The 25,558-nt window shown below is 65.4% G+C and carries 23 protein-coding genes; 12 read left to right on the top strand and 11 right to left on the bottom strand.

The features are described 5' to 3' along the window. Positions 1-422: 422 nt before the first annotated feature. The 7 genes from JAO75_RS15625 to JAO75_RS15655 form a co-directional block, all read right to left on the bottom strand. A complete protein-coding gene (locus JAO75_RS15625) occupies positions 423-836 on the bottom strand; it encodes a FixH family protein (protein ID WP_199050064.1) in 414 nt (137 codons plus the stop codon). Between the two features lie 137 nt (positions 837-973). Next, complete coding sequence (locus tag JAO75_RS15630) at positions 974-1,456, bottom strand: DUF411 domain-containing protein (protein ID WP_199050065.1); 483 nt, start codon at positions 1,454-1,456, stop codon at positions 974-976. Positions 1,457-1,637: 181 nt separating this feature from the next. Further along, positions 1,638-2,084 carry a CopM family metallochaperone gene (gene copM / locus JAO75_RS15635; RefSeq protein WP_199050066.1) on the bottom strand — a complete coding sequence of 149 codons (447 nt, stop codon included), beginning with the start codon at positions 2,082-2,084 and terminating at the stop codon, positions 1,638-1,640. Between the two features lie 29 nt (positions 2,085-2,113). Next, a complete protein-coding gene (locus JAO75_RS15640; RefSeq protein ID WP_199050067.1) occupies positions 2,114-2,488 on the bottom strand; it encodes a hypothetical protein in 375 nt (124 codons plus the stop codon). Between the two features lie 22 nt (positions 2,489-2,510). Then, entirely contained in the window at positions 2,511-5,636 is a 3,126-nt protein-coding gene (locus JAO75_RS15645; protein ID WP_199050068.1) for an efflux RND transporter permease subunit, read from the bottom strand. A gap of 7 nt (positions 5,637-5,643) precedes the next feature. Beyond that, the gene (locus JAO75_RS15650; protein WP_199050069.1) at positions 5,644-7,368 is read right to left on the bottom strand and encodes an efflux RND transporter periplasmic adaptor subunit; all 1,725 of its coding nucleotides are present in this window, start codon (positions 7,366-7,368) and stop codon (positions 5,644-5,646) included. 60 nt (positions 7,369-7,428) lie between these two features. Beyond that, entirely contained in the window at positions 7,429-7,860 is a 432-nt protein-coding gene (locus tag JAO75_RS15655) for a hypothetical protein (protein WP_199050070.1), read from the bottom strand. A 221-nt stretch (positions 7,861-8,081) separates the two neighbouring features. Here JAO75_RS15655 and JAO75_RS15660 point away from each other — a divergent pair, with 221 nt between their 5' ends. The 10 genes from JAO75_RS15660 to JAO75_RS15705 all read left to right on the top strand — a co-directional run bounded on the left by JAO75_RS15660 (position 8,082) and on the right by JAO75_RS15705 (position 19,106). Beyond that, complete coding sequence (locus JAO75_RS15660; protein ID WP_199050071.1) at positions 8,082-8,462, top strand: hypothetical protein; 381 nt, start codon at positions 8,082-8,084, stop codon at positions 8,460-8,462. 155 nt (positions 8,463-8,617) lie between these two features. Then, entirely contained in the window at positions 8,618-9,856 is a 1,239-nt protein-coding gene (locus tag JAO75_RS15665; protein ID WP_199050072.1) for a potassium channel family protein, read from the top strand. A gap of 3 nt (positions 9,857-9,859) precedes the next feature. Further along, entirely contained in the window at positions 9,860-12,550 is a 2,691-nt protein-coding gene (locus tag JAO75_RS15670) for an NAD-dependent epimerase/dehydratase family protein (protein ID WP_199050073.1), read from the top strand. A 10-nt stretch (positions 12,551-12,560) separates the two neighbouring features. After that, on the top strand, positions 12,561-13,376 hold the full coding sequence (locus tag JAO75_RS15675) for an SDR family oxidoreductase (RefSeq protein WP_199050074.1): 816 nt from the start codon (positions 12,561-12,563) through the stop codon (positions 13,374-13,376). A gap of 15 nt (positions 13,377-13,391) precedes the next feature. Further along, a complete protein-coding gene (locus JAO75_RS15680; protein WP_199050075.1) occupies positions 13,392-15,185 on the top strand; it encodes a glycoside hydrolase family 15 protein in 1,794 nt (597 codons plus the stop codon). 137 nt (positions 15,186-15,322) lie between these two features. Continuing rightward, entirely contained in the window at positions 15,323-15,691 is a 369-nt protein-coding gene (locus tag JAO75_RS15685; protein ID WP_199050076.1) for a hypothetical protein, read from the top strand. A 174-nt stretch (positions 15,692-15,865) separates the two neighbouring features. Next, positions 15,866-16,198: a four-helix bundle copper-binding protein gene (locus tag JAO75_RS15690; RefSeq protein ID WP_199050077.1), complete on the top strand. Its 333-nt coding sequence runs from the start codon at positions 15,866-15,868 to the stop codon at positions 16,196-16,198. A gap of 109 nt (positions 16,199-16,307) precedes the next feature. Beyond that, positions 16,308-17,780: a calcium-binding protein gene (locus JAO75_RS15695; protein ID WP_199050078.1), complete on the top strand. Its 1,473-nt coding sequence runs from the start codon at positions 16,308-16,310 to the stop codon at positions 17,778-17,780. 159 nt (positions 17,781-17,939) lie between these two features. Then, positions 17,940-18,482 (top strand): DUF305 domain-containing protein, encoded by a 543-nt coding sequence (locus JAO75_RS15700; RefSeq protein WP_246742531.1) that lies wholly within the window; start codon positions 17,940-17,942, stop codon positions 18,480-18,482. 147 nt (positions 18,483-18,629) lie between these two features. Next, the gene (locus JAO75_RS15705) at positions 18,630-19,106 is read left to right on the top strand and encodes a DUF305 domain-containing protein (RefSeq protein WP_199050079.1); all 477 of its coding nucleotides are present in this window, start codon (positions 18,630-18,632) and stop codon (positions 19,104-19,106) included. A gap of 294 nt (positions 19,107-19,400) precedes the next feature. Here the strand turns inward: JAO75_RS15705 and JAO75_RS15710 are convergent, their stop codons facing one another. From JAO75_RS15710 to JAO75_RS15725, 4 genes are all read right to left on the bottom strand, one after another. Continuing rightward, the gene (locus JAO75_RS15710; protein WP_343234629.1) at positions 19,401-19,685 is read right to left on the bottom strand and encodes a heavy-metal-associated domain-containing protein; all 285 of its coding nucleotides are present in this window, start codon (positions 19,683-19,685) and stop codon (positions 19,401-19,403) included. 333 nt (positions 19,686-20,018) lie between these two features. After that, entirely contained in the window at positions 20,019-20,225 is a 207-nt protein-coding gene (locus tag JAO75_RS15715) for a heavy-metal-associated domain-containing protein (RefSeq protein WP_199050080.1), read from the bottom strand. A 322-nt stretch (positions 20,226-20,547) separates the two neighbouring features. Then, complete coding sequence (locus JAO75_RS15720) at positions 20,548-21,492, bottom strand: manganese catalase (protein ID WP_246742532.1); 945 nt, start codon at positions 21,490-21,492, stop codon at positions 20,548-20,550. 30 nt (positions 21,493-21,522) lie between these two features. Beyond that, the gene (locus JAO75_RS15725; RefSeq protein WP_199050140.1) at positions 21,523-21,927 is read right to left on the bottom strand and encodes a four-helix bundle copper-binding protein; all 405 of its coding nucleotides are present in this window, start codon (positions 21,925-21,927) and stop codon (positions 21,523-21,525) included. A gap of 366 nt (positions 21,928-22,293) precedes the next feature. On the opposite strand from JAO75_RS15725, the gene JAO75_RS15730 reads away from it, so the two are divergent. After that, positions 22,294-22,605, top strand: coding sequence for a metal-sensitive transcriptional regulator (locus tag JAO75_RS15730; protein ID WP_199050081.1), 312 nt, complete (start codon positions 22,294-22,296; stop codon positions 22,603-22,605). 394 nt (positions 22,606-22,999) lie between these two features. After that, positions 23,000-25,549 (top strand): heavy metal translocating P-type ATPase, encoded by a 2,550-nt coding sequence (locus tag JAO75_RS15735; protein WP_199050082.1) that lies wholly within the window; start codon positions 23,000-23,002, stop codon positions 25,547-25,549. Positions 25,550-25,558 lie beyond the last annotated feature (9 nt).

Here is a 25,558-nt window from a genome sequence, read left to right on the forward strand (position 1 = left end):
GGGATCAGGGAATTGAACTCCCCCTGTGCTGGCGTGCACCGGGTTAGACCACTTTCCACCCAGTGCGTCCGGGGGGTGAAACACCCAGGCGTCGAGTGGATGCGTCGCTGGTCATGGTCGCTCTCGAAATAGCCAAAAAGCCTGCTGCCGTGCCTCGGTGCGGGTGGCTCAGCGTCATCGGAACGGTACAGTTGTGGGTAGGTCAAACGGAGATGGTGGGCACAACGTGATGCGGCGGGATCGGCAGGACCGGTCCGTGACAAGCGCTCTCAAGTGCGCATCCGCGTTGGAGCCGACGCGCGGGCGCCATGAGGATTGCGTCATTTCCGTCGGATATTCGGATTGAATGGCGCCGCCGGAGATGGACGATGCTCCCTCTCAAATGTGTCCAAACTCGTTGAAACGGCAAATTCACCGGCGTATCACTGGATCGCTTGCAGGACGAGCCTGTGGTGGATCGGGTCGGCCTCCCCCGGAAGCTTGGCGGCGAGCGTGAGCGCCCATCCGCCGACCATCGAAAGGTCGGTCTCGAAACGGTAGTAGCCGGGCAGCGTGTCGGGCAGCGGCTCAAGCGGCGCCTCCATTGCGCCCATGCCGTGGGGCGACATGTCGAGGCGACTGATGAACAAGGTCGCGTCCGGCACCACCTTTCCGGTCCGTTCATCAACCAGCCGGACCAGGATGGTTGTGCCGGAACCGTGCTTCACTTCGCGATCCACAAGTTCGAAGGTGTAGTGGTCCAACGCATTGCGGCTTGGAGAAAAGGTCAGCGCCGCTCCGACACCAATGAAGCCGAGCACAATCCAGAAAACGCGCCACGCAGCAAAGTCAAACACTGGAAGAAATCCTATTATTCCAAATAAGTGGGACCGCTTTAACGGTCCGATGAAGACCGAGCCGCCGCGTAACGCTCTCCTCACAGTCCAGCTCAGCCAAGAAGCGTTCGAGGCTCGGGGCGCACAAGGATGTCGCGTCAAAGCGCCCGCAGTCCTTGATAGCGTGCAAAGGTTGCGGGCCCACGGGGTCCGAACAGCACAACCTCGTAGATGTCGGGTGCGGCGCCCTCGACCTCCATGCCGGGCGAGCCGATGGGCATGCCGGGGACGGCAAGCCCCGTCGCTTGAGGCTTCTCGGACAACAGCCGCTTGATGGCATCCGCCGGCACATGCCCCTCAACCACGTAGCCGCCCACTTCCGCAGTGTGGCAGGAGGCGAGTGCCTGAGGCAAGCCGAGCTTGACCTTGAGGCGATTGACCTCAGAGGTCTCCCTGATCTCGACGGGGAAGCCTGCCGCCCGGATATGGTCAGCCCAACCGGAACAGCATCCGCATGACGGATCCTTGGTCACAACGACTGTTGGCAAGGTTTGGGCGCGCAGGTGGTGGGGATAGCCGACGATGACCGAAGTTGTCAGCCCTGCGAGAATAGCGCGACGGGTGGAAAGCAAGGAACTCATGGGGCTTCTCTATCAGAAACGGTGACGGGGGAATGCCTGACGTCTGGGCGGGTGCGCCTACAGCGTCCAAGCATCCCGGCGAAGGGCGGACTTCCGTCCATGGAGCCCAGGCTGGATGGGGGGTGCGCCTGTGGCGCACCCGCGCTCCGATGGCCGGGGATTCGACTTTCACGCTTTGGGCTCACTCGGCTCCCTTCGCCTTGAGCCAAGCCCTCATCTCGCCGATTTCACGCTCCTGTTCGCGGATGACATCGGTGGCCCACTTCTTGGCCTGTTCGTCCTTGCCGTACTGCAGGACGACTTTGGCCATGTCGACGGCGCTCTGATGGTGCGGGATCATGCCTTTGACGAAGGCGACGTCCGGGTCAGGGCTCTGGATCGCCTGCGCCATCGGGGCGTGCATCTTATCCACCGCCGCCGCATAGGCCTTTGTCGCGTCGGACTGGGCGCCAGCCTGCGAGGGGGCCTGCGTTCCGTGACCTTGCATCATGCCGCCGCCGTGCATCATCTGCCCCGTCGGCATCTGACCTTGAGATTGCGCTGGAGCGGAAGGGGTCTGGGAGTGGGCCTGGGCCAGAGCCGGGCCTGCGAGGGCGATCAGGGCGACGGCTAGAATGGAGGTCTTCATGATGGTTCTCCTTGGTGAAGCGGGTGGGATCAGTTGCTGGCGAAGCGGGCCTGGACCGTGTGGCCGTCAGCCATGGTGGCAGACACCACCACACGGGCGCCCGCGCCCAGTGGCTGGGCGAGGGTGCCGACAAGCTTGTTGGGCTCGGCTGGCTGGAGTGGGACGGTTGCCGTCTTGCCGCCGTCCTGCACCACGGCGCGGGCGTTCCGGGCGCCTGCGGAGGCCAGCGGCTTGTCGGCACCCTCGGTGAGATAAAGGACGAGCTCGGAGCCCTTAGCCACCATCTCGACATGGTGGCCTGCGCTGTCGATAACAGGGCCTCCGTTCGGGCCCTTGGCGGCCTCGTGGGCCGACGCCGCCAAAGGCGCCACCGTGAGGGCCAGGACCAGCATCAGACGTTTCATGGGAGTTCTCCTTGTATAGGGATCAGAAGGCTTCTGCCGGGGTGAGTGTTCCCGACACTTGGGGCCGGCTGGCCTGGATGCGTTCCAGCGGCTTCTTGCCGAAGGTCAGGAACAGGACGGGGGTCAGGAAGGTGTCGAGCAGGGTCGCGCTGACGAGGCCGCCGAAGATCGTCACCGCCACCGGGTGCAGGATCTCGCGTCCGGGCTCGTCCGCCCCGATCAGCAGCGGGATGAGGGCAAGGCCGGCCGACAAGGCTGTCATCAGCACCGGAGTCAGCCGCTCCAAGCTGCCGCGGATGACGAGGTCCGCGCCGAACCGCTCACCCTCGTAGAGGGCGAGGTTGATATAGTGCGAGACCTTCAGGATTCCGTTGCGGGCCGAGATGCCGGCCAGCGTGATGAAGCCGATCATCGAGGCGACCGAGAGCGGCTGCCCGGCGATGTTGAGCGCGATCACGCTGCCGATGAGCGCCAGCGGGATGTTGCCCATGATGATCAGCGCCAGCGCCGGCGACTGATAGCGGCTGTAGAGCACCACGAACACCATCGCGAGCGACAGGAGCGACAGCGCCCCGATCCGGAGCGTGGCCTCCTCCTGTGCCTGGAAGGTGCCCTCCAGGCGGGTGACGTAGCCCTGCGGCCATTGCGTCTCGGCGGTGATGCGGCGGATGTCGGCGACGATGGCCGCCATGTCCCGCTTGCCATCGGTGTTGCCGAGGACCGCGATCCGACGCTGACCGTTCTCGCGCAGGACCTGGTTGGGGCCGTCCGTCTCCTCCACATGCGCCACCATGCGCAGCGGCACCGGACCGGTCGGCGTGGCGATCAGCAGGTCGCCGAGGCCCGTGGTGGAGCGGTCCTGGTCGGACAGGCGCATCACCACGTCGAAGCGGCGGTTGCCCTCGACGATCTGCGAGACCGTGCGCCCATTCGACATCGTCTCCAGGCCCTGGGTCACCGTCGCCGGGGTGAGGCCGTAGAGGGCGGCCTTCTCGTAGTCGACGTCGATGCGCAGCTGCGGGATGCGCACCTGCTTCTCGACCTGGAGGTCGACGAGACCTTCCACGCCTGAGAGCCGCTCGCGCAGGCCTTCCGCCAGGGTGCGCAGGGTGTCGACGTCCTCGCCGTAGATCTTGAGCGCGATCTCGGCGCGTACGCCCGAGAGCATGTGGTCGAGGCGATGCGAGATCGGCTGGCCGACATTGAGGGTCGCGGGCAGGACGGCCAGGCGGGCGCGGATGTCGCCCATCACCTCCTCCTTCGAGCGCTCCGACCGCTTCAGGTCGACGTCGATCTCCGAGGAGTGCACGCCCTCCGCATGCTCGTCGAGCTCGGCGCGGCCGGTGCGGCGTCCGACCGAGATCACCTCCGGCACCTCCTTGATCAGGTTCTCCGCGACCAGCCCGAGCCGGTGGCTCTCGGCCAGGGCGATGCCGGGATTGTAGGCGAGGCTGATCGTGAGCGTGCCTTCGTTGAACGGTGGCAGGAAGGCCCGCGGCAGCAGCGTCGCCCCGTAGGCCGCCAGGCCGACGCCCAGCAGGATGGTGGTGAACAGGAACCCACGGTGCCCGAAGGCCCAGCGCAGCAGGGCCGCGTTGCCGCGCTTGAGGTGTCGGACCACGAAGCTGTCGTGCTCGTGGCCCTTCACCCGCCCTGAAAGCAGGTAGTAGGCGAGTACCGGCGTCACGGTGATCGAGGTGACGAGCGAGGCTAGGATCGAGACGATGTAGGCGACGCCCAAGGGCGCGAAGAGGCGTCCCTCGATGCCGGACAGCGCGAAGAGCGGGATGAACACCAGGATGATGATCATCGTCGCGTAGACGATGCCTGAACGGACTTCCTGGGATGCGGCCGCGATCACCTCCAGCACCGGCCTCGGCTCGGGAAGTTCTCGGTTCTCCTTGAGCCGGCGCAGGATGTTCTCGACGTCGACCACCGCATCATCGACGAGCTCACCGATGGCGATGGCCAGCCCGCCGAGTGTCATCGTGTTGATGGTCAGCCCGAAGACCTGGAACACCACGACCGTCACCAGGATGGAGATTGGGATCGCGGAGAGCGAGATCACGGTCGCCCGGGCGTTCATCAGGAACAGGACGAGGATCACCGCCACGACGGCGGCCGCCTCGACCAGCACGCGCTTGACGTTGCCGATGGAGGTCTCGATGAACGTCGCCTGCCGGAATTGCAGATTCGTGGCCGACACGCCCTGCGGCAGCGTCTTCTGAATCTCCGCCAGCGCGGCCTCGATCTTGCCCGTGAGGTCGACCGTGTCAGACCCGGGTTGCTTCTGGATCGACACGATCACGGCGGGCTTGCCCTGGAAGCCGGCATCGCCGCGCTTCACCCGGGGGGCGAAGTCGACCTGCGCCACCTGGTGCAAGAAGATCGGCTGGCCGTCCCGGTGGACCACCACCGTGTTGCGCAGATCCTCCAGGCGCCGGGTCAGTCCGACGTTGCGGATCAGGTACTCGCGCCCGTGCTGGTCGACGAAGCCGCCACCGGTGTTGGTGCCGAAGCGGGTGACGGCGGCCTCGATCTGCTCGTGTGTGACGTCGAGCGCCTGGAGGGCCGCAATGTTGGGCACGATCCGGTACTGACGCACCTCGCCGCCGATGGGGATGACCTGGGCCACGCCCGCGATGGTGAGGAGCTGGGGCCGGATGATGAAGTCGGCGATCTCGCGCACCTCCATCGGCGAGACGGTGTCACCCGTCACGGCGATCAGCATGATCTCGCCCATGATCGAGGTGACTGGTCCCATCTGCGGGGTAACGCCGCGCGGGAGCTGCTCGCCCACGAGTGCCAGGCGCTCGGCGACGAGTTGGCGCGAGCGGTAGATGTCGGTACCCCAGTCGAACTCGACATAGACGATGGACAGGCCGACGCCTGATACCGAGCGGACGCGGGTCACGCCCGGCATGCCGTTCATGGAGGTTTCAAGCGGATAGGTGACGAGCTGCTCCACCTCCTGCGGCGCGAGGCCCTCGGCCTCGGTCATCAGGGTGACGGTGGGACGGTTGAGATCCGGAAAGACGTCGACCGGGATCTGAGGGAGGACAAAGCTGCCGTAGGCGATCAGCACCAGGGCGGTGGCCAGGACGAAGAGCCGGTTCTTGAGGCTGCTTGAGACAAGGAGATTGAACATCGGTGCCTCACCGGATCTGGTTGACGAGTTCGGAGCCGCGGATCACGATCCGCTCGCCCCCGGCCAAGCCGCCCCGGATGACGAGGCGGTGGGCATCGAAGGGTTCCGTCCGCACGGGACGTGCCTCGAAGCGCTCGGGATCCGTGTGACGCCACACGACCGCTTCGCCATTGCCGCTGCGCACCACCGCGTCGCGAGGCAGGACGATGCCGGTGACCGAGACCCCGCTCCTGGCGACGACCGTCAAAGGCTGGCCTACACTGAGGTTGGCCGGCGGGTTGTCGACCGCGAACTGCACCACGGTGGCCTGCTGCTGCAGGGCCTTGCTGAAGCCCTGGAACGCCAGCGTGAGCGGCGTGCCGTCGTTTGCCATCGCGCTGGCGCCGGTCACCTTTGCAGGGTTGACGTCGCCATAGACGAGCGCCTCGACCCACAGCCCCTTCGGGTCGACGATCTGGAAGACAATGTCCTCGGAGCCGACCACCTGGCCGGCGACGACCCGCACCGCGGCGATGGTGCCGTCGATGGGTGCGCGCAGGACCTCGGGCTCGATCCGGGTCTGCCGCACGATCTCGCGGCGGCGGCGGAGGCCCTCAAGCTCGATCTCGGCGTCAACCACCTGGCTCGGCGGCGCCACGTTGCGCTCGGCCAGCTGGCGCACGCGCTTGAGCTTGGTCTCGGCGACCGCGATCTCCTGCTCGATCTCGCCCACGCGCTCGGAGAGGGTCGTGCGATCCGCCTGGCCCACAGCCTGCTCGACGAGCGCGAGCACGTCGCCTTTCCTGACCGTCTGGCCAAGGCGCGGCAGCCCGCCCTCCGGGGCGGCCATCCGCCCGCCGTTGATGCTCTGCACGAGACCGGAGCGGTTCGGGTCGGCAATCACGCGGCCGACCAGGGTGATCGCCCTTTGCGCCTCCTCGGGCGTCGCGATGCTGGTCCGCACGTCCAGCAGGCGCTGGCTCGGCTTCGGCACGAACACCGTGCCGTCCGGCAGGCGTCGCGGCGTGTCGCCGGCAGGCAAGGCCGCCTTGACGTCTCCAGCGCCGTGATCCTCACCTTCGTGGCTGAAGGCGTACGCGGTGGTTGCCAGGACGGCGATGAGCGCAAGGCTGGTCACCGGAACCATCCGGCTGCGGCTCCGGGCGGCAAGGCCGAGCACGAATCCGAGTCCGATGACACCGGCTACAGTGTAGGGCTGCCCAACCTCGATGCCGCCGACACGCAGGCCGGGCGCCACCCGGAGGGCCAGCGCTGTCGTGGTGTCTGCGGGAAGGGATGCGGCGGCGGCTGCGGGCCTCACGGGAAGGACGAGGGTTCCAATCAGGAGATCATCCCCGGCCGGCGCGCTCACGGCAAAAACAAGCTCAAGCGGCCCCTCGCCGGTAAAGTCGGCCGACGTGACGGCGTAGGCGCCGTCCGACGCCTTCTCGGCCTCCACGTCCTGGCCGCCGACGGTGACGGTGATCCTGGCATCGGCCACCGGTTCGTTGGTGCCGAACCGGTCGAGGTAAAGCCCGAGCCGCTCGCCGCGCAGGATGCCGACCAGCTCGTAGGCGTCCGATTGCACAGCAATGCGCGGATTGGAGGTGGCCACCGCCGTTGGCGGCGGAGCACCATGGTCGTGTCCGCTGTGGGCCAGCGCTGCCGGAGCGAGAGCGAAGGTGGTCAGGAAGCCCAAGCCACACAGGACAGCCTGGAGGCGCGGCAGGGCGCCGGTGAAACGGGTAAGCATTGGAAGAACCCCAATATGAGCACGTCGTGGGAAGCGACACGGCTCATGCCGGTCGCTCGGTCAGGCGGCGTGGGGGGTTCGCGGGGGACGCTTCAGGCCATTCGGGTCGATGCCCGAGCCTTGCTGGCTTTCGGGCGTCAGGGTGATCATGGCCACGACCCGGACCGTAGCGAGGCCGAGGTTGACGGACGGCAAGGCAAAACCGCAGACACTGCCGCAATGTGGATTGTGGAGGCCCTGCGCACCGTCGTGATCGTGATCGGCGCCCATCAGGGCGCAGCCATCCTCTACCTCAACGCCAGCAGTTTCGCCACCGCATCCCGGGTGCTGTTGGAGTTCTTTCGCGATGGCGGCTTGAGTTCCGCTCCGGACGCTGTCCAAGCCATGGGCCTGCATGCCGGCCATGGCCCCGTTGTGGAGCACGAACACGGCCATGGCCACGAGCACAAGGCTCGCGATAAACCGGCGTAAGTGGGTCCACACAGCGCTCAACGAATCTCTCCTCCGTACAGGGAATGTACCCGACGACCAGTGGGCTGTATTTGCGATGGATCAAACGCCAAACATGTCTGGGCGGGTGATCTCCGCGCTGCAGCCGCCGGCTGACGCCCCAGGGGTGGCGGCCGTCCGGTAGGGTAGACCAGGGAGTGGGACCGTGGACTGGACCGTCGGAACCAAGTTGAATGGGGTGCCGTTGGGACTATGATCCCGCAATGGACGACACCGTGCCCCACCTGCTTCGCCTTATGCTGAGCCACCTCATGATCGCGATGATGGCCATCGCGATCATGAGCACGTCCTGGCACGGCGTCGCCCAGGCGGGCAGCCCGGAACCTGCCGTGCATGTCCACGGCGCGAACGGCGTGCACAAGCGAGCGGTTCACAGCCGGGCCGAGCACACGCCCTCCGCTCCGGTCAAAGCCCATGCGGCGGGCCAAGGCTGCTGCCACCCCGCCTGCACCGTGGCTGTCATCCCCTTGCCTGCCGGTGTCGCCGATGCCCTGCCGCTCTCGGCTCCCCTCCACATGAGCCACGACCTCGTACCGGCGCCGACCACCCCCTCCGCCCTCGACCGTCCGCCCAAGTTCGCCTGAGCCTACGCACACCTGCACCCACGGCATCGCGGTGCGCGCCTGCGCCCGACCGGTGGCCCGGTGTGAACACTGTTGGAGAGCGGCATGGCAGCGACACGCCCGGAGAAGGGCCATCGGTGTCTCTGTCACCGCCGCCACGGACTGAAAGGACGCTCATGAGCAACTGGCTTTTGCAGCTGGCCGGTGGCAGCCTCGTGGCCGCAGCCGCGGCCGACGTGTTCCTGACCGTGCTTTACGCACGCGGTGGAGTGGGCCTTATCAGCCCTTTCCTGAGCCGCGGCCTGTGGTGGCTGTTCAGGAGCGTGGCGCAGCTGCTGCCCCGAGACCACAGGGGCGGCCTCCTGGCATTCGCCGGGCCTAGCCTGCTGGTGGTGACAGTTGTGACGTGGGCCTGCCTGCTGGCGTCAGGCTTTGCCCTGATCGTCTGGCCGGGACTCGGCACCGGGGTGCAGGCCAGCCAGGGGCCGACCCCCACCGACTTTTGGACCGCGTTCTACTACAGCGGCTACAGCCTCACCACCCTGGGTGTTGGTGACTTGGTGCCCAAGACCAGCTTCTATCGTGTCCTGACTGTGCTTGAGGCCGGCATCGGCTTCTCCGTGTTTACCCTCGCGCTGACGTATTTCATGTCCGTGTACAGCGCCCTCATCCGGCGCAACACGTTGGCCCTCCTGCTGCACCAGATGTCCAACCGCAGCGGCGATGCCGCCGAGCTTCTTGCACGGCTCGGACCTGGCGGGGACTTCGCCCCGGCGCGGCCGGAGATCACGACCATCGCAACCGAGGTGCTGTCGCTCCTGGAAGCCCACCACTCCTACCCCGTGCTGCACTACTTCCGCAGGGAGGAGCCAACCTTCGCCATGGCGCGGATCACTCTCATGGTGTTGGACAGCGCCAGCCTGGCCCGAACCGCCTTGGACGGGGAGCACCACCGGTCGTTTGTGCGCTCAGGGTCCATTGAGGCGCTCTGGGGCAGCGGCTTGCGCCTTCTGGCCGGCACACGGGGCTTTGTTCCCCGGCACGGCCACCGACGCGGTCATCCGGACGGAGAGGCTCCGGATGCTGACGACGAGTGCCGCTGGCGCGCGCGCTTTGCTGCCGCGGTTCAACGCCTTCAGGAGGACGGTGTCCTCACGAGGGGCGCGGCTCGGGACGGCAGCGACGAATACGTGGCGCTTCGGCGGCTGTGGGACAGCGAGGTCTGGGGGCTTGCCCGTCACATGGCCTACGGCGTCACAGAGATCGCCCCGCATGAGACAAACCTGGCATCCACGGGCGCGCGACAGCAGGTGCGGCCCGCCGAACCGGAGAAGACCGGCCGCACGGGCCTCGCAGAGCCAGGCAGAGCAGCAGCCGACGGCAGTCGCCCCTGCGGCACCGAGAATGGAGAGTAACCCATGGAGCGGAACAAGGACGTTGTTGTTCTAACAGGTGCAACCGGCTTCATCGGCCGTGCCCTGATCAAGCGGCTGGCCGACAGCCACACGGTGGTCGCCCTCGACCGCGCCGGCCCTCCGGACCCGCCGCCCCCGGCGCACGCCGTCGACTTCGATCTGGGCTCAGACGAAAAGATCGCGGCCGCACTCGACGAGATCCGTCGCCGCTTTGGCAACCGGATCGTGTCGGTGGTGCATCTGGCCGCCTATTACGACGTCTCGGGCGAGGCGAACCCGCTCTATGACAAGATCACGGTTCAGGGCACGCGCCGGCTGATCGACGGGCTCCAAGGGTTCGAGGTGGAGCAGTTCGTGTTCGCCAGCACGATGCTGGTCCACAAGCCGACGGACCGGCCGGACGAGACCATCAACGAAAACTCGCCCGTAGACCCATCCTGGGCCTATCCGGAATCGAAGGTGCGCACCGAAGCGATGCTGCGCGAGCGTCACGGCCGCGCCCCGGTGGTGATGCTGCGCATCGCCGGGGTTTACGACGACTTCGGCCACTCGCCGTTCATCGCCGAGCAGGTGGCGCGGATTTACGAGCACCGTCTCATTGCGCATTTCTACCCTGGTATGCTCTGTGCGGGGCAATCGTTCATTCACCTCGACGACCTCACCGAGGCCATCGTCCGGGTGATCGAGCGCCGGCGGGACCTCCCGCCTGAATTGCCGCTCCTGGTGGGCGAGCCCGAGGCGCTCGGCTACGCCGAGGTGCAGAATATCATCGGCGAGGCCATGCACGGCGAGGACTGGAGGACGGTCCGGATCCCAAAGTCCCTGGCCATGGCGGGCACGTGGGTCCAGAGCGAGGTGCTGGGCAGCGACGAGTTCATCAAACCCTGGATGGTCGAGCAGTCGAGCGACCACTACGTGCTCGACATCACGCGGGCACGCCGGCTCCTGGACTGGGAACCGAGGCATTCGCTGCGGGACACCCTGCCGAAAATGGTGGCGGCACTCAAGCGTGACCCCACCGGCTGGTACAAGGCGAACAAGCTCAATCCGGCGCTCGTCGCCTGGTACGGGCAGCGGCCGTCACACACCATGGCGGCGGACAGCGGCACTGGCGGGGGAGCACACGCCGCGGACAAGGCTCATGCCATGCATGATCACGCCACAATGGGGCACGGCAACGCTTCAGCGATGGAGCCCCCGCCGACGAGCAAGAGCGACCATGCTGGCCATGCGGATCATACCGGCCATAGCGGGATGACAGCTCCGGGCGGCCATGGCCACATGGCGATGATGGAGGAAGATGCCCGTCGCACCCGCTGGGCGCATTTCGTCAACATCGGGCTGGGCTTGTGGCTCGCGGCCAGTCCCCTCGTTTACGATTCGGTGACGAGCGAGACCGTGAGCGCCGCCGTGCGGGCGATCACGGCCGAGCGCGGGTTGCCGTCGGTCGAATGGCGGGCCGGCGCCCTGATGGCGAGCGATGTCGTCAGCGGCCTGTTGATCGCGCTGTTCGGCGCCCTGTCGCTATCCAAGCGTACGGCGTGGTTCGCGCAGTGGGCGAACGCGTTCATCGGGATCTGGCTCCTGTTCGCGCCGCTGCTGTTCTGGAGTCCGAGCGCCGCCCAGTACCAGAACGACCTTCTCGTCGGCTCGCTCGTGATCGCATTCGCGGTGCTCGTGCCGATGATGCCCGGCATGAGCATGGCAGGCATGATGGATCCCAAGATCGTACCGCCGGGGTGGACCTATTGTCCTTCAACCGGCGCGCAGCGGCTTCCCATCGCCGCGATGGGGCTTATCGGACTACTGATCTCGCGCATGCTCACCGCCTACCAGCTCGGGCACGTGGATTATGCCTGGGAGCCGTTCTTCCTGGGCAACCCGGCCAATCCCCGCAACGGCACCGAGGAGATCATCACGTCCGACGTATCAAGAGCCTGGCCGATCCCGGACGCAGGCCTCGGCGCAGTGAGCTACATGCTTGAGATCCTGATGGCGATCATGGGCACCCGCGATCGTTGGCGGACCATGCCGTGGATGGTGACCTTCTTCGGCATCCTTGTCATCCCGCTCGGGGTGGTGAGCGTCTACTTCATCATCATCCAGCCCATCATGATCGGCACCTGGAGCACACCGGCGCTGATTGCCGCGTTGGCGATGCTGGTCATGATCCCGTTCGCCCTCGACGAGGTGATCGCGATGGGGCAGTTCCTCTACTGGGCCCACCGGCAGGGCAAGCCGCTGCTGCGCACCTTCTTCCAGGGCGATGCCGTGGACGGAGGCCGGGAGGACCGGTCCGACAACCTAGCCAGCCCGGCCAAGTTCTGGACGGACACATCGCGTGGCATCACCCTGCCATGGACGCTCGGGCTCACGATCCTGATCGGAGCCTTTCTGATGCTGACGCGGGTGTTCCTCGGCACGACGGGAGCGATGGCCAACAGCGACCACGTCATCGGAGCCTTGGCCATCACGGTCGCGGTCATCGCGACGGCGGAGGTCGCCCGGGCGCTTCGTTTCATCAACGTGCCGCTCGGCGCTTGGCTAGTGATCGCGCCTTGGCTTCTCGACGGAGGATCCGGGATTGCCGCTGTCGTTGGCGTGATCCTGGGGCTCGCGCTGATCGGGCTCAGCCTGCCACGCGGACGCCGGACGGCCGAGCACTACGCCAGCTGGGACCGCTACATCATCTGAGGAGTGCCCCATGACCATTGATGCCCACCTTCCTCTTCGAGGCCAAAAGGCCCTTGTCACCGGCGCCAGTTCCGGCATTGGCGCCGCTATCGCAACTGCTTTCGGCGCGGCCGGAGCTGCCGTCGGCGTCAACTACCGTTCGCATCCCGAGGAGGCCGAGTGGATCGTGGAGGCGATCCGCGGCGCGGGCGGCGAGGCCATGGCGCTCAAGGCCGACGTGTCGAGCGAGGACGAGGTGCGCACCATGTTCGATGCCTTCGGCGAAGCGTTCGGTCGCGTCGACGTCCTGGTCGCGAACTCCGGCATCCAGCGGGACGCCGCCTTTGCCGAGATGACGCTGGACCAGTGGCGCCGGGTCCTCGACGTCAACCTCACCGGCCAGTTCCTGTGCGCCCGCGAGGCGGTGCGCCGGTTCCTAGCCCAAGGTCCGGACCCGTCGGTCTCGCGGGCGACGGGCAAGATCATCTGCATGTCGTCGGTGCACGAGGTCATCCCATGGGCGGGGCATGTCAATTACGCCGCCTCGAAGGGCGGGGTGATGCTGATGATGAAAAGCCTCGCGCAGGAGGTCGCCCAGGCCGGCATCCGCGTGAACGGCATTGCGCCGGGCGCCATCAAGACCCCGATCAACCGGGAGGCCTGGGAGACGCCCGAGGCGGAGCGCAAGCTGCTCGAACTGATCCCTTATGGCCGGGTCGGGGAGCCGGAGGACATCGCCAGGGCGGCCGTGTGGCTGGCATCCGACGCCTCCGATTACGTCGTCGGCACCACCCTCTTCGTCGATGGCGGAATGACGCTCTATCCGGGCTTCCGAGAGAATGGTTAGTCAGGAGGACTGCGGATGCCTTCCCGCATCGAGGACTACGCCCTGATCGGCGACTGCGAGACGGCGGCCCTGGTCGCGCGTGACGGCTCCATCGACTGGCTGTGCTGGCCCCGTTTCGATTCGAGCGCCTGCTTTGCGGCCCTGCTCGGGACCCCTGAGCACGGACGCTGGCTTCTTACCCCGTATGAGCCGGCGCCGCGCGTGAGCCGGCGCTACCGGGATGGGACGCTCGTCCTGGAAACCGACTACGAGACGGCCGACGGTGCCGCCACAGTCATGGACTTCATGCCGCCCCGCGGCACCGCCTCCGACCTGGTGCGGATCGTGTTTGGGCGCCGGGGGCAGGTTGCCATGCACACGGAGCTGGTGCTTCGGTTCGACTACGGCTCCGCTGTACCCTGGGTCAGCCGGACCGAGGACGGAGCAGCGCTCCAGGCTGTCGCCGGGCCCGACCTGGTCATCTTGCGCACGCCTGTCCCTGTGCATGGCGAGGACCTTCGGACTGTTGGCAAGTTCACGGTCTCTGAGGGCGAGGTGGTCCCCTTCATCCTCTCCTACGGCCCGTCCCATCTTCCGCCCCCTGAGGCGATAGACCCGTTGGCTGCCTTGCGCGACACGGAGGCGTTCTGGCAGGAATGGTCGAGCCGTTGCCAGCACACGGGTCAGTGGCGCGACGCCGTGCTGCGCTCGCACATCACCCTCAAGGCCCTCACCTACCGGCCCACCGGCGGGATTGTGGCGGCGCCCACAACCTCTTTGCCGGAGCAGCTCGGCGGTCCCCGCAACTGGGACTACCGCTTTTGTTGGTTGCGCGACGCCACCCTGACCCTCCTGTCCCTGATGGACGCCGGGTACAGGGACGAGGCCGAGGCTTGGCGGGCCTGGCTGCTGCGGGCTGTCGCGGGCAGTCCGCGGCAGATGCAGATCATGTACGGGATCGCGGGCGAGCGTCGCCTCGACGAGTGGGAGGCGTCCTGGCTCCCAGGCTACGAGGCCTCCGGGCCGGTCCGCATCGGCAACGCTGCTTACGGCCAGCGCCAGATCGACGTGTTCGGCGAGGTGATGGACGCCCTGTACCAAGGCCGGCGTGGTGGGCTTCCGGCCCTTGAGGCTGGATGGGCATTGCAGCGCGGACTGGCCAGCCACCTGGCGGCAATCTGGGAGCAGCCGGACGAGGGCATCTGGGAGGTTCGGGGCGGACAGCGGCACTTCACGCACTCCAGGGTCATGGCTTGGGTTGCATTCGACCGCATGATCCGCAGCGCCGAGGAGTTCGGGTTGGAAGGCCCCGTCGACCATTGGCGCCAGCTCCGGCAGCGGATCCATGATGATGTGTGCCGCAAAGGCTTCGATCCAGACCTTGGAAGCTTCGTTCAATCCTATGGGGCCAAGCACCTAGACGCGAGCCTGCTTTTGCTTCCACTGGTTGGCTTCCTGCCGCCAAGCGACCCGAGGATCCAGGGAACCGTCAGGGCTGTCGAGCAGCGCCTGCTCATCGATGGCACGTTCGTTCTTCGTTACGACACGGCAGAGGCCGCGGACGGCCTGCCGGCCGGCGAGGGAGCGTTTCTGGCCTGCAGCTTCTGGCTGGTCGACAACTTGATTCTGCAGGGCCGCCGCGACGAGGCTGGTCGGATGTTTGAACGTCTGCTGGCCCTGCGCAACGACGTCGGGCTGCTGGCGGAAGAGTACGATCCCGTTGAGGGCCGTCAGGTCGGGAACTTTCCGCAGGCGTTCAGCCACCTGGCTCTCGCCAACAGCGCCCGCAATCTTGCTTTGGGCGATAAGCACGCTGCGCACCGCACCTGAATCCCAAGCAGGCGAGAGCAATGACTGGCTGCCGCTGCACAAAATTTGAGCCGACCGCACGGGGCTGCGTCAAGCGCGGCCGTGGAACTAATCAAAGGCGCTGCCGTTTGAGCCACAACCCTGCAATGGACGGTGCCTTGGCCAACCTGCTTCGCCTCATGCTGACCCGCCTCCTGATCGCGATGATCGCCATCGCGCCCGTGAGCGCGGCATGGCATCGGACCGCCCAGGCCGCGGCCCAAGCTCCCGCCGCACAAGCTCATGCTGTGCAGGGCGGACACAAGCACGTCGTGCATCGCCAGGTGGACCACAAGCATTCCGCTCCGACCAAGGCACATGGGACCTGGCAGGTTTGTTGCCATCCTGCCTGCACGATGGCCGTCGTCCCATCCCCCGCCGTTCCAGCGCAGGGCTTCCCGCTCTCGGTTCCGCTGCGCAGTGTGGCTGATCGCATCCCCCTGCCCAGATCTCCGTCCGGTCTCGACCGCCCTCCAAAGCTCGTTTGATATCCCGCGCCTCAGCACCTGCGGTGTGACCGCGCGCCTGCGTCCAACCGGCTCTTCTGCCCTGTAGCCCTGTTGACCAGGACCTTTCTCAGCGAGCGGCTCGGCACACGGTCCCGCGTCCCCCCAGCCATGCCGCAACTCACGCGGACGCCCCGTCCAACCTTGGAGACGGACATGCACCGGATGTCCCCTGAGATGCAGTCTTGCATCGATGAATGCCTGCGTTGTTACCAGTCCTGCTACGGCATGGCCATGACCCACTGCCTGGAGCAGGGCGGCAAGCATGTTGAGCCCGAGCACTTCCGGCTCATGATGGCCTGCGCCGAGATCTGCAAGGCCTCCGCCAACTTCATGTTGATGAACTCGCCACACCACAAGCACACCTGCCGGGAATGTGCCGAGATCTGCGAGGAGTGCGCCCGCTCCTGCGAGCAGGTCGGCGACATGCAGGACTGCGTTGATGCCTGCCGACGCTGCGCCGAGAGCTGCCGCAGGATGGCTGCGTAACGCGCTACCACGACGAGCTGGCGGCCGTGTCGCCGGCTGTGCCCCTCACTCACCTCAACCGGGACACTTCGGAACCCTGATGTCTCGGTCCTAAACAGGACTTGGAACCATGACGAGCAAGCGCAAGCATCACACATTTGAGAACACGTACTCTCGCGGTGCAACAAGCGAGACGTTCGGAGACGTCAAGCTCTACATCGGCAAAGGACACCTTGACTGGTTCGCTGGGACGGGGCGGCAGGACTTGGCCTTCGGCAGGGCTGGGAGCGACGCCCTGTTCGGTCGCGGCATGGATGACGACCTGATGGGCGGGAAGGGCAACGACTACCTCCGGGGCGGAGCCGGAATGGACCATCTCGATGGGGGCGACGGCAGAGACGCCCTAATTGGCGGTCTCGGCGCCGACGGTCTTCGTGGTGCCGCCGGCGCCGACTACCTCGACGAGGGCGTCGGCCACGGCGATCTCGAAGGAGGTGAGGGCAATGACACTTTGGTCGGCGGCCCGGGTGGCGATGCCTTCGTGATCTCCCCGGACAGCGGACATGACATCGTCAAAGACTTCGACGCAGGCCCCGGCATGCTCGATCACTTGGCCATCCGTGACATCGAGCCTGAAGACCTTCGCTTCGAGGATACCGAAAATGGCGTTCTGATCAGTTGGAACGATGGTGAGGGGTCCGTGCTGCTCGAAGGCGTCAAAAAGACGGAGCTCGCCCAGGACGACTTCATGTTCGCCGACGACCGCAAGGTCATCCAACCGACAGGCGCCGACGCTGACCGTGTCACGGCGGAGGAGTTCATCAAGAACGAAGGCGAGGCGCTCACCCCTCCGCCCCTTGGGGCGGACGAGCGTCCGGATGCCTGGTTCCGCTTCGACGACTTCAACATCGAGTTCGGGGGAGCGCACGACGATACGCTCCTCGGCACGTCCAAGCGCGACTACTTGGTTGGGTTGGAGGGCCGCGACCAGCTCTCCGGCAACGAGGGCGACGACGACCTGCGCGGCGGCGCAGGCGGCGATACCCTCGTCGGCGGCGACGGCATGGATCACCTGAAAGGTGAAGACGGTGACGACCAGCTTTTCGGCGGTGCGATGGCTGACTCCCTCATGGGAGAGAGGGGAAATGATGTCCTTGCCGCGGGAGCGGGTCACGACATGCTGGAGGGCGGCACGGGTGACGACATCCTCGATGGCGGTGACGGAGCCGACGCGTTCATTGTCGCTCCTGACAGCGGAAACGATGTCGCGGTCGGCGGTTTCGATGCTGGCCCGGGCGCGTTCGATCACATCGCTTTCCGCGACATCACACCTGACCAGGTGGCGGTGGCGGACACCACGGTGAGTGGAAAGAAGGGTGTGCTCGTCAGCTGGAGCACTGACCAGGACGCTGCATCTGAAGGGTCGATCTTCCTGGTCGGGTTGTCGAAGAGCCAAATGGCCCAGGACGACTTTATGTTCAATGCAGGGGATGCCCGTGAAGGAGGCTTCATCAGGGACGATGCTGTTACGCATGACGGGTCCCTGCTGATCTTCCAGGACAACACCGTCTCCGCGACTGCTGCTGGCTACGACCTCCTGTAGCCGGATCCCTTTTGAAGCAGCCGAGGGGCGGATCCGCCCCTCGGCACACCCCCGCTCGGTCGGCATAGCCGAAGCCAGAAATCGGCAAGAGGGTGCCGTCCGAGAGTTGCCGCAGGATTGCGGCTTAACCCCGCCACCTAACCTTGAAGGAGAACTGTCATGAAGACCCGTATGATTCTCATCCTGGGCACCGTCGCCTCCGTCGTTGCTTCGGCCGCCCTCGCTCAGCAGAGCCAGAGCAGCACGACGTCGGGCCAGTCGCAGCAGACCGAAATCCAGCTCCCGGAGGCATGTCGCACCGCCGCGCAGGCCAGTACCCTGGGGGATACCATGAAGAAGATGCAGGACATGCAGGCCAGCATGTCCCAGAGCATGCAAAGCGGCATGCAGGGCATGATGGGTCAAATGAATGAGACCCAAAAGGGCTTGCATGAGGCCATGATGAAGATGAACAACCCGATGATGACGGGCATGATGGCAAAGGACGCAGACGTCGCATGGATCTGTTCCATGATCCCCCATCACCAGGGCGCCATCGCCATGGCCCGAGCTGGCCTGAAGGGCGCAGACAACGCCGAGTCGAAGCAACTCGCTGAAAAGAACATCATGGAGAACGAGAAGAGCATGAAGGAGCTTGTCGCTTGGGTGGAGAAGCATGCCCAAAGCGAGAACAAGAACGAGACGACCGGCTCCACGAAGTAACAAAGGCCCCGCCTTCAGGCAGGATGCAGGCTGCTCCTGACTGCTGAGGCCAAGAGCGGTCCGCAACTCTCATGCCCTATTCGAGGGGCCCACATTGGCGCCCCTCGGATGGAGGTGGGCGGTGCCTCAACGATGAAGGATTTGACAATGTCCAAGTACACGCGCTTCGGTGCGATGATCGCAACCTCGACAATCGCGATGTTCGGACTGATGTACCTGAACGTCTACAGCTTCGACCATGCCTACTGGAGCGAGACAAGAGCCTACATGGCCCTGGTCATGGGCGCAGTGATGGCGATCATCATGCTAGGCTTCATGCTCAGTATGCTCTCCAACAAGAAGGTGAACCTGAGCATTCTTTTAGGAGGCTTGGCGGTGTTTGCGGTGGCCCTGTACTTCGTCCGCAGTCAGGACACGGTCGAGGATGTGGCCTGGATGAAGGCCATGATCCCGCATCACTCCATCGCTATCCTGACAAGCGAGCGGGCGAACATCTCCGACCCGCGGGTCAAGGCGCTGGCGGACCAGATCATCAGCTCGCAGCGCAAGGAAATCGACGAAATGCGATCCCTCATTCAGGAGTTGGAAAGCACCGGGCAAAAGCAGTCCACTGATGCCTCCTGAAGGCTGGCGATAAGGAGCCAGTCACAACGGAGCAATGTGATCCGAGACAGCCCCAACTGTCGAAGACGGACGCTCCTACACGTTCTTGAGTGATGGTTGCGGGCTGCCGGAGCCCGCCGCATTCCAACCTGAGCTAACGCAGCCGACTGTGTGGACGACGAGGTTAGCACGGCGGGGCCTGAGCTAATCGGCCGCCGCCGCGCCCTGCGATCAGCAGAACATCAACGCTAGACCTTTGGGTCTGGGAACGCAGGGGCAACGGAGCAAGCTGTTGTCCCCTGCTGGGCCCTCAGGTCAGACGTAGGCACTCTCTCCCGGGGTGTACCCGGCCCTGGAGATAATGTCCCGGACAGTATCAGTGTCTGTGGTGCCGCGAATCGAGACGATCTTCGTTGCTGGATCCGCATGAACTTGGGTTCCAGGCAGGTCCGCTTCGATGGCCTGCGAGATGGTGCCTGCGCAGTGGCCACAGGTCATGTCATCCACCGGCACGGTCAAGGAACCAGAAGCTGGCTGACGGGTACCAGCAGCCTTGTGAGACTGATGGTTTGAACATCCGCACATAGTCGCGCTCTCCATTCAATGTTGCTAGTTTGGAAAGCCTGCACCTTCCCACAGTAGCAAGGTCAAGAGGTGCTTTATTTCGGCGATAAGCGCCGACACGTGGGGCTCCGCTCAAGATCAAGATGTCTTCTGGATCTGCTGCGGCGAGACGGCACATGGGCGAGAACCCGATCTTCAAGGGCGCAGCGGTCGGTCCGGATTGAAGCAGTATGCTGCCGCAAGACCCGTCGTTGTGTAGCCCCGGCATTGTGGCACGCTGCACATGGCGATACGGCACCAACAGCGCGGAGGCAGCCCGTCAGCCTCGTCCTATGCGAGCGCCTTAAACATCCGAAGTCGCCCCCACCGTTAGTCTTTGACTTCTTCCACCTTGTAGCCGGCGCCATCAATGGCGAAGACCACCATCTGCGGATCGGCCGAGGCGTCGACGCGAACCTCGCCTGTCTTGGAATCGGCCTCGACTGTCGTGTCGTCCCCAAGTTGCTTCTTGATGGCCCGCGTGACTGACTTCTCGCAACCGCCGCAGGTCATCCCAGTTACCTTGTAGGTTCTCATGAAACACACCTCCTTCGGAGCTCAGGGCGCGCCCTTGAGCGCAAGCCTCGCCAGCTCGGTTGCAGCTCTGCGGACTTCGTCGTCAGCGTAATCGCTCGCGCTTGTCCGGGCGGGCGAGGTAGTTGGCTCTGCGACTTGGTCCCCATTGATGGGGAAAGTGTAGGATCGGCCATCGGGCGTGAAGGTCACGATGATGGTTCCGTCAACTCGCTCAAGGCGAAAGTCGTCCGTCCTGGGAGACTGCACGTCCTCTCCTCCTGTTGCCGCACAATGGGGGTGGGCGGCGGCCTGGTAGCCGAAGCCGCCGCCCTCGGATGTAGTCTTACTCAGCCGCCGCCGGGGGCACTGGTGCTGGCGGCGTGCCGTAAGTGCGCGGATCGACCGGGTTGAGCAGGCCTTCGTCCTCCGTGAAGGCAGGAGGACGGTCGACATAGGTGAAGGTGCCCTTGCCGTCCGGCGCCGGCCCTTGAGCCCAGCGGCCCTGCTCGCTCTCCGTGCCTTCCGAATGGTTGAGGAACTGGTAGGCGACCTCGCTCTTCTCCAGGTTCTGCGGGAAGTTCGACGGGCACGGCGTCATCTCAAGGCCATCCTCCTCCAGTTCCTTGATCGCTGCGAGCCACTGGTTCTGGTGCATGGTGTCGCGCGCAAGGAGATAGGACAGCATGTCCCGCACTCCGGTATCGTTCGTCATGTTGTAGAGACGGGCCACCTGGAGACGCCCCTGACTCTCGGCAGTCACGTTGAAACGGAAGTCGGCGAGCAGATTGCCGCTCGCAATGGTGTAGGCCGATGTCCACGGATTGCCGATACTGTCTGACGGCCGAGAGCCAAGCCCGGCCACGATGTAGTGCTGAGGGTTCATGCCGGCCACGATGGCATCCTCGACCCGGGCTCCGCCCATCACAGCTCCGATCACGGAATTCCTGGCCATGTCCTCCTGCTGCTCCACCGGCGAGGTTTCGAGCAGGCGGGCGATCATGGTGGCGAGCATCTCGACATGGCCGATCTCCTCGGTGCCGATGTCCATGATCATGTCCTTGTACTTCTCCGGCCCACGGCAATTCCACCCCTGGAAAAGGTACGTCATCATGACGCTCATCTCGCCCCACTGCCCGCCGAGCACCTCTTGGAGCTGCTTGGCGAAAATCGGATCGGGCCTCTCGGGCTTGGCATGGTAGGCCATCTGCTTCTGGCGGAAGAACATCGGCTGCTCCTGAGTTTGCGGCGTATCGTCGTGCTTGCGCAACTGCGGGTGGACCAGCCTCAAGCCAGCCCACCCGCAGCTTCTGCGTGGGGATTAGTGGGCGATGCTTTGAAGGGCCTCCTGGCAGGCCTGCTCGCAACGGCGGCAGGACTCGGCGCAGATGCGGCAATGTTCATGGTGGCCAGCGTGTCGCTCGCACTCCTCAGCGCACAGGCGGCAGGCTGTCGCGCAAGCCTCCAGCATGCGGCGGATGACCTCCTCGTTCGAACCCGTTCGGCGGGTCGCCACGGATCCGGTGGCGGCGCACACGTCGGCACAATCGAGGTTCAGCCGGATGCACTGGGTGAGTTGAGCCACCATGTCCTCGCCCAGGCATGCATCAGCACAGGAGGTGCAAATCTGTGCACAGGAATAACACTCCTCGATGCAGCGGATGAGAACATCGTTGGTGTTCCCTTTCACATGCGGGTGTGTGCTGATCATCTGTTGAGCATGCATGGTCAGTCTCCTTGGGTTGAGAGGTTTCCGCTCACGGTTGAGGGGCTGCCGGGACCCGTAGGCTAGCTGTTTGCGGCTGCCCCAAATGGCCACCGCAGCGGCTCCGGCGAGCGCACCGGCAAGAGCTCCGAGGAGCACCCTCGTCGAAAGGCCACTGCGCATCGGCAGGAGGGACGTTGAACGGTGCCAGGTCGTGTTCATCGCTGCGCTCCTGGGGACTGCTCCCCTGAAGTTCGGTGGGACTGGCTTTACTAGGTGTTCGGTGGCACCGAATGCGATGCAACCTCCTAGCCAACATACGGGTGGGGGGTATAGTTCCAACCTAATCGACCTCTCGGGCGTTAACGGCTAAAGAGGTGGCAGCGAATGTCAGGTTCGGAAGAATGGCACGGAGGCATAGCTGTCGATCATATGCGGCAGATCCCTCGTCTGCGCCGCATTGAGGGCCAGGTGCGAGGTCTTCAGCAGATGATCCAGGACGGGCGCTACTGTGGCGACGTGGTGGACCAGATCAATGCGGCCGTTGCCGCACTGCGGCGGGTACAGGTCAACATGCTGCAGGATCATATCCAGGCTTGTGTCGAGGCGAGCATGTCCGGCGGGATCACGGAAGGCGAACGCCAGCGCCTTGCCAATGAGATTGCTCGGCTGATGGCAAGCCTAGGGCGCGACCGCTGAGGCGGTGCACCGATGGTGGATGCCTGGCTTTCAGGCCCGACAGCTTCCAGGGCCCGCCTGGAGTCTCCTGAATGGCCGGCAGCTGACGCGGGAAACGTGCAGCGGCGGTCGTTGCGTCGGGCGATGGCGAAAGGTCCGGATCCATGTCAGCCTCCGCCATGACAGGGAGCGCGACAAGCCCGACGTGCCCCGCTGGAACCATCGGCGCCTTGGGGACTAACGCAACATGCTGGACACGATCCCGCAGGACGTCGGCGGTCGCGGTCTTGTGCAGGAGCCGCTTTGTGCGGTGGTGGTTCTCCCCAAAGCAAGGCAGGCAGCCGAGATCCCTCTTGACCTTGCTACGATGGGAAGGTTTAGGGGAAGTGCCTGATGGTTCTCCAAGGAGACGAAAATGGTTAATCAGACCCAGGTGAAGCAGCAGGGCGCACCCGGAACGGCAATCGATGTCGCCGTGCAGGGGATGACCTGCGCCTCGTGCGTCGGACGGGTTGAGAAGGCGATCCGCGCAGTCAATGGTGTCGAGGCCGCCAACGTCAACCTAGCCACCGAGCGGGCCCACATCATCCTGCGGCCTGGCGCTACGGATACCGGCGCGCTGGCTGAGGCAATCCGCGACGTAGGTTACGAGCCCGTCGAGGATACTATCGACCTGAAGATCTCCGGAATGACCTGTGCCTCGTGCGTCGGACGCGTCGAAAAGGCCTTGCGAGCCGTTCCAGGCGTGCTTGGAGCCACCGTGAACCTCGCAACCGAGCGAGCCTCGGTCCGCACCTTGGGTGGCTCGGACGTGACACCGGCGCTTATCACCGCGGTTGAGCAAACCGGCTACGAGGCGGAGCCCGTTCGCAGCGGTGTGGAACAGACCGACCGCGAGCGTGCAGCCCGCGAGGCTGAGTCGGCTGCCCTGCGCCGGTCGGTGATCCTGGCCGCCCTTGCGACGGCGCCGCTGCTGGTCTTCGAGATGGGATCGCACCTGTTCGAGGGCGTCCACCACTTCCTGGCCGGGACGCTCGGAGACGGCACGGTCCGGATCCTGTCCTTCCTGCTGGCGACCCTGATCCAGTTCGGACCGGGTCTGCGCTTCTACGCCAAGGGCTGGCCGGCGCTTCTGCGCGGCGCCCCGGACATGAACTCGCTCGTCATGATCGGCACCACAGCTGCTTACGGCTACTCGGTGGTGTCGACGTTCGCGCCCGGGCTCCTTCCAGAGGGCACGGCTTACACCTACTACGAGGCCGGCGCCGTCATCATCACTCTGATCCTGCTCGGGCGCTGGTTCGAGGCCCGGGCAAAGGGACGTACCAGCGAGGCCATCCGCCGCCTGATGACCCTGCAGGCCAAGACCGCCCGGGTCATGCGCGACGGGCAGGAGGTTGAGATCGGCATCGAGCTTGTGCGCCCCGGTGACATCGTGGTCGTCCGGCCGGGTGACAAGGTGCCGGTCGATGGCGAGGTGGTCGAGGGCGCCTCGTACGTGGACGAGTCCATGATCACCGGTGAGCCGGTGCCGGCCCAGAAGGGTGTGGGCGCGCCAGTCGTCGGCGGCACGATCAACAAGACCGGAGCATTCCGCTTCCGCGCCACCAAGGTTGGTGCCGACACCCTGCTCGCCCAGATTGTCCGCACGGTCGAGGAGGCCCAGGGGTCCAAGCTGCCGATCCAAGCTCTCGTCGACAAGGTCACGACCTGGTTCGTGCCGGTGGTGATCGGCGTGGCGGCTTTGACGTTTCTGGCGTGGCTTGTCTTTGGGCCCGCGCCAGCGCTGACTTACGCGCTGATCAACGCAGTCGCCGTGCTGATCATCGCCTGCCCGTGCGCAATGGGGCTGGCGACGCCGACCTCGATCATGGTGGGAACCGGCAAGGCTGCCGAGATGGGCGTCCTGTTCCGTCGCGGCGAGGCGCTTCAGGCGCTCAAGGAAGTTGGCGTCGTCGCGCTCGATAAGACGGGCACTCTGACCAAGGGACGCCCCGAACTCACCGACATCGCCGCCGCGGCGAGCTTTGCCGAGACCGATGTGCTGCGTTTGGTGGCGGCGGTTGAGACGCGCTCCGAGCACCCGGTCGCCGAGGCCATTGTGGCAGCGGCCAAGCGGCGTGGGCTTGACCTGCCGGCACCCCAGTCGTTCGAGGCCGTCCCCGGTTTTGGCGCGAGGGCCGAGGTCGAGGGGTGCCAGGTGGTGGTTGGGGCCGACCGCCTGATGCGCCAGATGGGGCTGGATGTCGCTGTGTTCGCTGACGCAGCCGCGCGCCTTGCCGACGAAGGCAAGACACCGCTTTACGCAGCCATCGACGGCCGCCTCGCTGCCGTGATCGCCGTCGCCGACCCGGTCAAGGACACCACGCCGACGGCGGTTGAGGCCCTGCACGAGCTGGGGCTGAAGGTCGTGATGATCACCGGCGACAACCGCCGCACCGCCGAGGCCATTGCCAAGCAATTGGGCATCGACGACGTGGTTGCGGAAGTCCTGCCAACGGACAAGGCCGAGGTGGTGCGGCGGCTGCAGGGTGGCGGAGCGGCGCGAGTGGCCTTCGTGGGTGACGGCATCAACGACGCTCCGGCGCTGGCGCAGGCCGACGTCGGCCTTGCCATCGGCACAGGCACCGACATCGCCATCGAGAGCGCCGATGTCGTGCTCATGTCCGGAGACCTGCGCAACGTGCCGAACGCCATCGCGCTGAGCGTCGCGACCATCCGCAACATTCAGCAGAACCTGGTCTGGGCCTTCGGTTACAACGTCGTGCTGATCCCAGTGGCGGCGGGAGCGCTTTATCCGTTTTTCGGCATCCTGATGTCGCCGATGTTCGCCGGACTGGCCATGGCTTTCTCCAGCGTGAGCGTGCTCACGAACGCGTTGCGCCTGCGTGGCTTCGCGCCGCCCCTGCCGGCGAGCGGCACGGACGCGCCGGCAGCCCGTGGCCGGCTGGCTCCAGCGGAGTAGAGGGAGGAA

Origin of the sequence: Microvirga splendida (assembly GCF_016427565.1) — a bacterium.
Taxonomy (GTDB): Bacteria; Pseudomonadota; Alphaproteobacteria; order Rhizobiales; family Beijerinckiaceae; genus Microvirga; species Microvirga splendida.